Origin of the sequence: Mycobacterium neglectum, from assembly GCF_002591975.1 — a bacterium.
GTDB lineage: Bacteria > Actinomycetota > Actinomycetes > Mycobacteriales > Mycobacteriaceae > Mycobacterium > Mycobacterium neglectum.
This window is the reverse complement of record NZ_NVQE01000003.1, coordinates 258,979-269,478: the sequence shown is the minus strand read 5'-3', so window position 1 is coordinate 269,478 and position 10,500 is coordinate 258,979. Positions and strand designations below refer to the sequence as shown.

Annotated in this window: 9 protein-coding genes and 1 pseudogene; 5 read left to right on the top strand and 5 right to left on the bottom strand. The window is 66.9% G+C overall.

Features of this window, described 5'->3' with window-relative positions:
* Nucleotides 1–55: 55 nt before the first annotated feature.
* The 4 genes and pseudogenes from CSQ99_RS04555 to CSQ99_RS04540 all read right to left on the bottom strand — a co-directional run.
* Nucleotides 56–1,186, bottom strand: a pseudogene (locus tag CSQ99_RS04555) (DEAD/DEAH box helicase); the annotation flags it as partial.
* Between the two features lie 26 nt (nt 1,187–1,212).
* A complete protein-coding gene (locus CSQ99_RS04550) occupies nt 1,213–2,016 on the bottom strand; it encodes a class I SAM-dependent methyltransferase (protein WP_099037842.1) in 804 nt (267 codons plus the stop codon).
* 6 nt (nt 2,017–2,022) lie between these two features.
* The gene (locus CSQ99_RS04545; RefSeq protein WP_099037841.1) at nt 2,023–3,273 is read right to left on the bottom strand and encodes an MFS transporter; all 1,251 of its coding nucleotides are present in this window, start codon (nt 3,271–3,273) and stop codon (nt 2,023–2,025) included.
* Nucleotides 3,270–3,743 carry a MarR family winged helix-turn-helix transcriptional regulator gene (locus CSQ99_RS04540; RefSeq protein WP_099037840.1) on the bottom strand — a complete coding sequence of 158 codons (474 nt, stop codon included), beginning with the start codon at nt 3,741–3,743 and terminating at the stop codon, nt 3,270–3,272. Before CSQ99_RS04540 ends, CSQ99_RS04545 begins: the two co-directional genes overlap by 4 nt.
* A 62-nt stretch (nt 3,744–3,805) precedes the next feature.
* Between CSQ99_RS04540 and CSQ99_RS04535 the strand changes: the two genes are divergently transcribed.
* A complete protein-coding gene (locus tag CSQ99_RS04535) occupies nt 3,806–4,525 on the top strand; it encodes an NUDIX hydrolase (RefSeq protein ID WP_099037839.1) in 720 nt (239 codons plus the stop codon).
* A gap of 15 nt (nt 4,526–4,540) precedes the next feature.
* On the opposite strand, the gene helR is transcribed toward CSQ99_RS04535, so the two are convergent.
* The gene (helR, locus tag CSQ99_RS04530; protein WP_176560871.1) at nt 4,541–6,715 is read right to left on the bottom strand and encodes an RNA polymerase recycling motor ATPase HelR; all 2,175 of its coding nucleotides are present in this window, start codon (nt 6,713–6,715) and stop codon (nt 4,541–4,543) included.
* A 169-nt stretch (nt 6,716–6,884) separates the two neighbouring features.
* Here helR and CSQ99_RS04525 point away from each other — a divergent pair, with 169 nt between their 5' ends.
* The 4 genes from CSQ99_RS04525 to CSQ99_RS04510 all read left to right on the top strand — a co-directional run bounded on the left by CSQ99_RS04525 (nt 6,885) and on the right by CSQ99_RS04510 (nt 10,500).
* Complete coding sequence (locus CSQ99_RS04525; RefSeq protein WP_099037838.1) at nt 6,885–8,048, top strand: metallophosphoesterase; 1,164 nt, start codon at nt 6,885–6,887, stop codon at nt 8,046–8,048.
* 63 nt (nt 8,049–8,111) lie between these two features.
* On the top strand, nt 8,112–9,068 hold the full coding sequence (locus tag CSQ99_RS04520) for an oxygenase MpaB family protein (protein ID WP_099037874.1): 957 nt from the start codon (nt 8,112–8,114) through the stop codon (nt 9,066–9,068).
* A gap of 8 nt (nt 9,069–9,076) precedes the next feature.
* Nucleotides 9,077–9,658 (top strand): TetR/AcrR family transcriptional regulator, encoded by a 582-nt coding sequence (locus CSQ99_RS04515; RefSeq protein WP_099037837.1) that lies wholly within the window; start codon nt 9,077–9,079, stop codon nt 9,656–9,658.
* Between the two features lie 86 nt (nt 9,659–9,744).
* Nucleotides 9,745–10,500 (top strand): SDR family oxidoreductase, encoded by a 756-nt coding sequence (locus tag CSQ99_RS04510; protein ID WP_099037836.1) that lies wholly within the window; start codon nt 9,745–9,747, stop codon nt 10,498–10,500.

Genomic DNA, 10,500 nt, shown 5'->3' with positions numbered 1-10,500 from the left:
GACCCGTCGATCACGCTGACCCCGTCGATGGCCGACGAACTCGGCGGCGGCACGCACCTGGTCGGGTTGTTGCCGCCCGTCCCGCCCGGCCGGCGATCTGATGAAACTCGCGCGCATTGAGCAGCCGGGTGCGTGTGCCGTCGTACTTCGACAATGCGGAGAAGACCACAGTTCTGATCGGCACGTTGATGCCGACGCCGAGAGTGTCGGTGCCGCAGATGATTTTGAGTAGACCCGCCTGGGCGAGCTGTTCCACCAGGCGCCGGTACTTCGGCAGCATCCCGGCGTGGTGGACCCCTATCCCATGCCGGACCAATCGCGACAGCGTCGTCCCGAACGCCGACGAGAACCGGAACCCGCCGATCAGTTCGGCGATTGCCTTCTTCTCGTCCTTGGTGCACACGTTGACACTCATCAGCGCCTGCGCGCGCTCCAGCGCCGAGGCCTGGGTGAAGTGGACGACGTAGATCGGGGCCTGCTTGGTCTCCAGCAGGTCGGCGATCGTCTCGTGCATCGGTGTGGTCGCGTAGTAGTGGTGCAGTGGCACCGGGCGTACCGCGTTGGCGATCAGTGCCGTCGGCCTGCCGGTGCGGCGCGTCAGATCCTCGCGCAGGAACGTGACATCGCCGAGTGTGGCTGACATCAGCAGGAATTGGGCCCTCGGCAACTCCAGCAGTGGAACCTGCCAGGCCCAGCCACGGTCGGGATCTCCGTAGAAGTGGAACTCGTCCATCACCACCAGGCCAATGTCGGCAGAAGCACCTTCTCGCAACGAGATGTTGGCCAGCACTTCCGCGGTGCAGGTGATGATCGGTGCACCGGCGTTGACCGCGGCATCGCCGGTGAGCATGCCGACATTGGCCGGGCCGAACACCTCGCACAGCGCGAAGAACTTCTCGCTCACCAACGCCTTGATCGGGGCGGTGTAATAGCTGCGCTGTTCTGCGGCCAGCGCCGCATACAGCGCCCCGGTGGCGACCAGCGACTTGCCCGAACCGGTCGGCGTCGCCAGCACCACGTTCGCACCGCTGACCAACTCGATCAGCGCTTCCTCCTGCGCCGGGTAGAGCACCGTGCCCTGCGCCTCGGCCCACTCCGCGAACGAAGCGAACAGTGCGTCGGGGTCGGTGCCTCTTGCGCGCAGCGCGGAAAGATCGCTGGGATCGTCAAGCAGGGCGGTGGCCATCTCGGGGACCAGCCTGCCTTACCGCGTCAGCCGAACTCCAGCAGCGTGTAGGCGCCGCGGATCTGTCTGGTCAGCCGCCACTGCCAAAAGGCCGGAAACAATGTCTTGAACACAAAGCCTCTGCCCTCGGGCATGGGCAGATCGTGGACGGCCTGGATACCGGGCACGGTATTGGCCAGGTCGGCCAGTTGATTGGCGGACAGACTGAACGGCATCGGTGGAACGCGGTACTGCCTTGAGGCCCGCATGCCCTTCGGCGCGAGCTTTTTCACCAGCACCGGCGGCAGGTCGAAGATCATCTGACCACCCGGAAAGCGCCTGACGCACTCGGTGATCAGGCCCATCGCCTCGTCGGGCTGCAGATACATGAGTAGCCCTTCCGCGGTGATGAAGACACCATTGCTCGAGTCCACGGCGTCCATCCAGGAGTAGTCCAGTGCCGACTGCGCGAGGTTGGTGACTCGCTCAGATGGGGGCAGCAGCTGGTGGCGAAGGTCGATGATCGGTGGGAAATCGACAGTGACCCAGCGGAATTCGTAGTCCGGCAGTGCACTACTGAGGCGCCAGAAGCTCGTTTGCAGGCCTTCGGCGAGCGCGACGACGGTTGCCGCGGGATGCAGGGTCAGGTATTGGATCGCGGCCCGGTCGAAGGCGAGTGACCGCAGGGCCATCTCCTGGCCCTTGCGTCGGCCGAACTTGTCGAAGTCGAAGTCGATCGCATCGACGATCCGAATGGCCATCGGGTCATCGATGATGGCGTCCGGATGCCGGGCTTGGTGCGCCCTCCCGTTGAGCGTCAGCAGCGCCGTCTCCGAGACTCCGGTCAGCATGCGGCGTCAGATCCGGGTAGGCAGCGGGCCCGCCAGATTCGACGGTCGGCACCACAGTGCCACGACCGCGGTCAGCACCGCGGCGACCGCGAACGCGGCCTGCACGTTGACCAGATCGGCCGTCCCGCCGAGCAGTACGGCGGCGATCGGTCGTGAGCCGACGAACCCGACCAGCCACAGCGCCATGATCCGGCCACGCAACTCTTCGGGCGCGCGCTCCTGGACGACCGTGCTGAGCCCCGTCATGGCCCAGCCGAAACCCAGACCCGACAGCACGAATCCGGCCATGGCCACCGTGGCCGTCGTTCCGATCGTCAGCAGTGCGCAGCCGGCGGCCAGACCTACCAACCCGATCGACGAGACGCGCGCGGAGGCCATCCGGCCACCCATGATGGCCAGCGCCGTCATCCCCACGGCGGCGCCGATGCCGAAGCTCGCGGACAACAACCCGACCAGGTGCGTGCCGCCGCCGAGTTCGTCGGCCATCGACGGGGTCAGCGTGATCGACGGGTCCGATGCGATGCCGACCGTCGTCACCGCGATCAGCGCGAGCAGCAGTGGACGGTCCCGCCACACGTACTTGACCGCGGTGCGGACCCGGAAGTCGGTGCCCAAGCGCCGTTCGGGAGGCGACGGGAAGGTCACCACGATCAGGAAGATCGCGAACACGAGGTGCAGGGCGGCGCTGACGGCGAAGCCCGAGGCCGAACCGAGGTGGGCGGCCAGGTAGGCACCGGTTGCGGGTCCGACGATGCGGCCGACGGTCATCGGCATGCTGTTGAGCGCCATGGCGGTGGAGAGTTCACCGTCGCGAATGAGATTCGGCACGATCGACTGCATCGCCGGGCCGCCCACCACGAAGCCGAAGCCTACGAGCAGGGATCCGATGAGCACGGGGATCGCAATCGCCATGCCCCGCAGGTCCGGGTCGGCGAACAGCCACACCGCCGCCAAACCTGAACCGGCGACACACAGCACCCGGCCGAGCAGGATCTGGCGGGCCGGATTGCCGGTGTCGGCCCATTTACCGCTGGTCGGGCTCAGCAGGAGCTGAGGTCCGAACTGCACGACGCCGACCATGCCGACCATCAGCGCCGAATGCGTCGCGTCGTACATCACGATCGCCGCGACGATGCCGTGCGTCCATACGGCCACGACGGCGAACATTTTGCCCCAGAACAGCGCACCGAAGACCGGGTCGAACATCAACCCGAGTGCGCTGCGGGGCCGCGGCGGTGCGGTGGCCTCTGCCGTCATCGGCCCACCGAGAACTCGAATCGTTCAGTCAGTCGCTCCAACAGGGCGACCAGGGTGTCGATGTCGGCGTCGGGCCAGTCGGCGATGGTCTCGGCGACCAGTTCGCGGCGGCGGTCGGTCACCGTGGCGAGCGCTTTGCGGCCCACGTCGGTCAGCACCAACACGCAGCGGCGTTGGTCGTCGCTGGCGTATTCCTTCGTCAGGAGGCCTGCGGCGACAACAGCACCAACGGTTCGGCTGGCTGTCGAATGTTCGACGGCCATGTCCTCCGCGACGTCGCTGATGGAGGCACCGTCGCCGGTCTGCTGAACGCGCTCGACCGCGCGCAGCACACGCAGCGTCGAAACGTTCGCGACCGTGTTCCCGTCGAGAAGTCTGCGCCGCCAACTCGGTCGCTGACGCGCAACATGAAGGCGGGTCAGCAGTTCGTCGAGATGGTCGTAACGCGAATGCGGCACGCATATATGCATAGCACATACATATTTACTGTGCCGAGGGAGTCCCGTCCGCGTGCCCTTCATAGGGTCGAGCGGTGACGGTCACCTACGACGACGCGCTACGGGAACGGGTCCGCGCTCAGCTCGCCGGACACCAACGCCGTGCCATGGCCGATCCGACGAAGCGCCACGCCGCGGTCGCAGTGGTCCTGGTCGATTCCGAGCTCGGAGAGGATCGGGTGGATCCCGCGCCTGTCGACGACTGGATCGCCGGCCGGCTGATGCCGGAGGCCGGCCTCGACGGCCGGATGATCGACGTCTCAGGCGGCGCCGCCTTTCTGCTGTGCCGCAGGACATCACGCCTCTCGTCGCACCCCGCCCAGTGGGCCCTGCCCGGTGGCCGGCTCGACCCGGGCGAAGATGCCGTCGACGCCGCGCTGCGTGAACTCGACGAGGAGGTGGGCGTCACGTTGCCCCACTCGGCTGTCTTGGGTCTACTTGACGACTACCCGACCCGGTCCGGCTACGTGATCACCCCGGTGGTCATCTGGGGCGGCGGACGGCTCGACCTGGAGCCCGCACCCGACGAGGTGGTGGCGGTCTACCGTGTCGGCCTGCATCAACTACAGCGCGACGACTCGCCGCGATTCATCACCATCCCCGAGAGCCCGCGCCCCGTCGTGCAGATCCCACTCGGCAACGACCTGATCCACGCGCCCACCGGGGCGGTACTGCTGCAACTACGGTGGCTGTGCCTCGAGGGTCGCCACGACCCGGTCGACGAGCTCGAACAACCCGTCTTCGCCTGGAAGTAGCGGGAAGTAGGAGGCTCAGGCGAGTCCGCTCAGCGCGGTCGGCAACCGACCGCGATGCAGGACTCCCAGCCGTTGGGTGGCACGGGTCAGCGCGACGTACAACTCGGCCGCGCCGCGCGGTCCGGCGGCCATGATCCGGTCCGGATCGACCACCAGGACGGCGTCGAACTCAAGGCCCTTCGTGTCTGACGGCCGCACCGCACCCGGGACGTCCGGCGGCCCGATGACCACACTGGTGCCGTCGCGCTGCGCTTCATCGTCGACGAATTCTTCGATGGCTGCGGATAATTCGTCATCGGTGACGTGCCGCGCCCACGGCATCACACCGCACGCGCGCACCGAATCCGGCGGGCGGATATCGGGCGCGAACTCCGCGAGCAATGCGGCCGCGACGGTCATGATCTCCGCGGGCGTGCGGTAGTTCACCGACAGGGACCGGTAGACCCACCGGCCGGGCACATAGGGTTCGAGCATCGTGTCCCAGGACGTCGCCCCGGCTGCCGATCGGCGCTGGGCCAGATCACCGACCACGGTGAAAGACCGGCTCGGGCAGCGCCGCATCAGCACCCGCCAATCCATTTCGGACAGCTCCTGAGCCTCGTCGACGACGACGTGCCGGTAGGTCCAATCCCGATCTGTGGCAGCACGTTCGACGAGTTCTCGGGTGTCGCGTTCGGTGAAGCGCTCCGCCAGATCCTCGGCGTAGAGCAGGTCTTGGGCGAGGAGGTGGTCTTCGTCGTCCATCAGATCCTCGCGGCCGATCATGTTGTCCAGCACGCCTGCCGCGAACGCGGTCTCCGCTTTCCGTTCTCGCTCGGCGGCGGCGTCGGCCACTTTGTCACGGCCCAGCAGGTCGACGAGCTCGTCGAGCAGCGGTACATCCGAGACGGTCCACGCGCTGCCGTCGACGCGATACAGCGCCTCGTCGGCCTGTGCGGCGCGCAGCCGTTCCGGTGAGGAGTACAACTCGGCCAGCAGGCCCTGCGGTGTCAGGATCGGCCAGAGCGCGTCGAGCGCGGCGCTGAACACCGCGTTGTCGCCGAGCTCGTCGATCAGAGTCGTCCGCAGCTGCTCCCACGCATCGCGGTCCTCCCGGGTCAGCCAGCCCCTGCCGATTCTGGCGATCGCGCGTTCGGTGAGGACGTAGGTGATGATCTCGGTGAACACCTGGCGAGCGTCGTTGTGCGGCTTGCCACTCGTGCGGGCCTCCTCGCGGGCCCACTCCGCGGTCTCCGCGTCGATGCGCACGGTGACGTCGGCCAGCTCGATCGGCAGCGGATCTTTCGGCAGCCGTTGCCGATCCGCGATCGCGGCCGCGAGCACGTCGAGCATTTTTCTGGAGCCCTTGACCCGTGCGGTCTCGTCGGCATCCTCGGCGGTGACGCGCAGCCCGGGTACGAGGTCTCCGATGGTCATGAACACGACGTCGGACTCGCCCAGCGACGGCAGCACGCGGCCGATGTGGTCCAGGAACGCCGGGTTAGGACCGATCACGAGGACGCCGTGGCGTTCGATGCGCTTGCGCTGCGTGTAGAGCAGATAGGCGACGCGGTGCAACGCCACCACGGTCTTCCCGGTGCCGGGTCCGCCCTCGATCACCAGCACCCCGGGGTGGTCGAGTCGGATGATGTCGTCCTGCTCGGCCTGGATCGTGGCGACGATGTCGCGCATACCGTCGCCGCGCGGCGCGTTGACCGCGGCCAGCAGTGCGGCATCTCCGCGTTCCTCACCGGTGGGACGGCCGAGGACCTCGTCGGTGAAGTCGACGATCCGTCGTCCACGGGTATGGAACTGGCGACGCAGACGCATGTTCTCCGGCGTCGCGGCCGTCGCGACGTAGAACGCGCGAGCCGCGGGCGCCCGCCAGTCGAGCAGCAGTGGTTCGTATTCGTCGTCCTTGTCCAGGATCCCGATCCGTCCGATGTACGAACGGTGGCCGGTGACGCTGTCCAGCCGGCCGAAGCACAGTCCGTCGTCGGCGACGTCCAGCCGTGTGGCCTGTTTGGCCAGCGCACGCACCTCGCTGTCGCGGGCCACGAGCGTGCCGCCGTCCATACGGTCGATGTCGGCGCCGAGCGCAGTGCGGTACCGGGCCCTCACCCGGGCGCGTTCAGCGTCCAGCCGCGTGTACAGCCCGTCGACGTAGCTCTGCTCGGAGCGCAGCTCGTCGTCGTAGTCCTGAGTCGACACATGCCCCCAAATCCGGTGCCTAGAGCCTAGGCGGAAGATTGTGCGGCATGACCGGGGCCTTGCCGCAAGCCCCCATGTGCGTTATACGTTGAAAAGGGAAGGGATCCGCGGACCCCTTCCATTCTTGTCTCACGGGGACGGCCCGACCGCGCTGCATAAGCTGGCAGGAATGTTCATCGTTGTGCTCAGCTCGGTGCTGGCGTTGATGAACGTCTATCTGTGGAAGCGGCTGGTCAAGGACACCACTGGGCCGGGGCGAACGAGACGCATCCTCACGGCCGTGCTCATCGCGCTCGCGCTGCTGCTGGTTGCGACGCTCGTCGTGCCGCGGTTCTTCGATGTACCGGAGTCGAGCTGGTACGCGTGGCCGGGTTACCTGTGGTTCGGCCTGCTGACCTATCTGTTCCTGACGCTGCTCGTCCTGGAGCCGGTGCGACTTGCGCTGCGGCGCTGGATCAAGGGTGAGCCCCCGGACACGCCGGACGCGCCTGTCGCATCGACGCTCAACCGCCGGATGTTCATCGCGCGAACCAGTGCGGTCGCCGCCGGGGCCGCTTCGCTCGGCCTGGTCGGGATCGGCGCCGGGACCGCGCTCGGGCCGCCCGACCTGCTGCAGGTTCCGGTGCGCCTGCGTCGGCTTGACCCGGCCCTGCGCGGATTCCGCATCGCCGTGGTGTCCGACATCCATCTGGGGCCCTTGGCCGGCCGGGCGCATACGGAGCAGATCGTCAATACCATCAATGCCGCGGACCCGGACCTGGTGGCGATCGTCGGCGATCTGGTGGACGGCACCGTCTCCGAACTCGGCGCGGCGGCCGCACCGTTGGGCGACCTGTCCGCACCCGAGGGAACGTTCTTCGTCACCGGCAACCACGAGTACTACGTCGACGACACCGCCTCGTGGCTGTCCGAACTGGAGCGCCTCGGCATCCGGCCGCTGCGCAACGAGAACACGGCGATCCGGCGTGGCGGCGCGGCATTCGATCTCGTCGGCGTCAACGACATCGCCGGCGAGCAACGTGACGACCCGCCCGACTTCGACCGCGCCCTGGCAGGGGTCGACCTCTCGCGTCCGACGGTGCTGCTCGCCCACCAACCGGTGCTGGTCTCCGAGGCCGCCGCACGCGGGGTGGATCTGCAGCTGTCCGGTCACACGCACGGCGGCCAGATGTGGCCGTTCCACTACATCGTCGGGATGGTGCAGCCGTCCATTGCCGGCCTGTCGAACGTGGACGACACCCAGTTGTACGTCACCCGGGGCGCGGGGTTCTGGGGTCCTCCGGTTCGGATCGGTGCTCCGCCCGACGTCACGGTGATGATTCTGGAGTCCTGACGGTCATTGACATGTTGACACAAATGGATAGTCTTTGTGTCAATCGATGCATCGGAGGGCGAGATGGTCGCACCTGTAGAGACTTCCTCGACGCACGACACCGAATCAGTACGGCCGAAGGTTCTCGTCGAGTTCCGCAAGCACAGCGGGAGCACGCTCGGCGGCTTCTTCGGGGCAGCCGCCTTCGACGAAGTCGCCCTGGTGCCGGTGGCGGCGGCGGTGGACAAGACCGGTCGCTTTGCCGCCAACTTCGCCGATCGTGGTGTGCGCAGCGGCTTTTCGGCCCTTCTCGCGATCTGGGGTGACGCCACAGACAAGGTCGCCGAGGCCGACCGGCTCAAGACGATGCACAGGGAGGTCCGCGGTCGGGGCATCGGTGACTTCGCCGACGTGAGATACAGCGCGCTCGATCCGAAACTGTGGAACTGGATCGCGGTCAGTGGAATGTTCGTCGTGCTCAACTCCTTCACGCCGTGCACCGGGATCGTGCTAACCGATGCCGAGCGTGAACTCGCCTACGCACAACTGCTCGAAGCCTTCTCGGCGCTCGAGCTGCCTGGCAAGAGCGCCAAGCTGCCCGCGACCTATGCCGAGGCCGAGGACTACTACGAGTCGATGGTGACAAACGAACTGCAGGCCAACGCATTCCTGCAGCGAGTCACCTTGGACCTGACCCGGCTGCCACTGCCGACGCTGGTGCTGCCCGCGCCGCTACGCCGGCTGCTGACACCGCCGTGGCTGGTACTTCGACCCGTGGCGGGCCACGTCCTGAAGGTGTGCTCCTTCGGCATCCTGCACCCGGGGATCCGTGACCTGACCGGCTTCCGATGGGAGTCGCGCCACGACCTCGAGTTCGCACTGTATTGCCGTGTGCTGCAGTTGGCGTGGCGGGTGCTTCCCGACAAACTGCTGCTGATCCCGTTGGCGCGCAATCGAATCGAATACGAGGAGCTCGTGCATGTACATCGATCCGTCGCACTGGACTCCTTTGCGCCGCCGGCCGGCTGCCCGGCCCGCTGAGTGATTGCATGCGCCGCACCAACGCCAGCCCCACCCAGCAGGAGGCCGCGATTCTGAAGGCCGCCGCCGAGGAGGTGGCGCTCGTCGGCGTCGGCCGGCTGAGCATGGAAGTGATCGCGCGGCAAGCCGGTGTCAGCCGGAGCACCCTGTACCGGCGATTTCCAAGCCGTGAGGCACTCGTCACCGAATTAGGCAGGAAGACCTTCGATTTCGCGATGGCGCGGCTACAGACGGTCGCGATCGACCGCGGTCCGGCCGAAGCCGCCGTTGCCGCATTCCGCGAAGGCATCCGGCTGCTCACCGGTGAACCGGTGATGCGCAGGTTTCTGCAGTTGGACGGCGACTTCACCGCGGTGACCGGAATGTTCGACGAGGCCAGGATATTTCTGATCAGTGCCGCCACGGCCATGGCCAGGGCGCTGCGTGCGGCGGGCGCGACGATGCCCGATGACGACCTGCTTGCGGCGGCCGAACTGCACATCCGGCTGGCCGCCTCCCTGGTCCAGGTCAGCTCACCGGTGCTGGATGTCACAGACCAGGACGCGGTGGCCGCCTACGCCAGGAAACATCTGGCGCCGCTCGTGTGGTGAGCCGGCTGTCACACCCCGGTTGTCACAAAAGCCACGCCTCCCCGGTCATACCCAGTGAAGGGATTAGACCAACAGGAAGGCGCATCATGAGAATCGTCGTCATCGGAGGCACCGGCATGATCGGGTCCAAGCTGGTGCACGCTCTGGAGGAGCGCGGCCATGACGTCGTGGCCGCCGCCCCGTCGACCGGCGTGAACACGTACACCGGTGAGGGTCTGGCAGAGGTCCTCGCCGGCGCCTCGGTTGTCGTCGACGTGTCGAACTCGCCGACGCTCGACGACGCCGCAGTGGAATTTTTCCGCACGGCGACCACGAACCTGCTCACCGCCGAGAAGGACGCCGGCGTTGGACATCACGTCGCGCTGTCGGTGGTGGGAACCGATCGGCTGGCCCCGCAGTCCGGGTACTTCCAGGCAAAGCTGTTGCAGGAGCAGCTCATCAGCGAAGGCTCGACCCCGTTCTCCATCGTCCACGCGACGCAGTTCTTCGAGTTCATCAAGACCCTCGCCGATTCGGCGACCGAAGGTGACACGGTGCGGATGCCGCCGGCACTCTTCCAGCCGATGGCCGGTGCCGATGTCGCGAAAGGCGTCGCCATGACCGCGCTGAATGAACCGGTGAACGGAATCGTCGAAATCGGAGGGCCAGAAGCGTTTCTGCTCCCGGACGCCATCAGGATCTCGCTGTCCGCACGCGGTGACAGCCGCGAGGTCATCGCCGATCCCGAGGCGCGCTACTGGGGTATCGAACTCAACGAACGGACGCTGGTCCCCGCAGACGGGGCCACCCTGTTCGACACCCGCCTCGAGGAGTGGATCCTCGAAGCGGCCGCCACGGCCTAG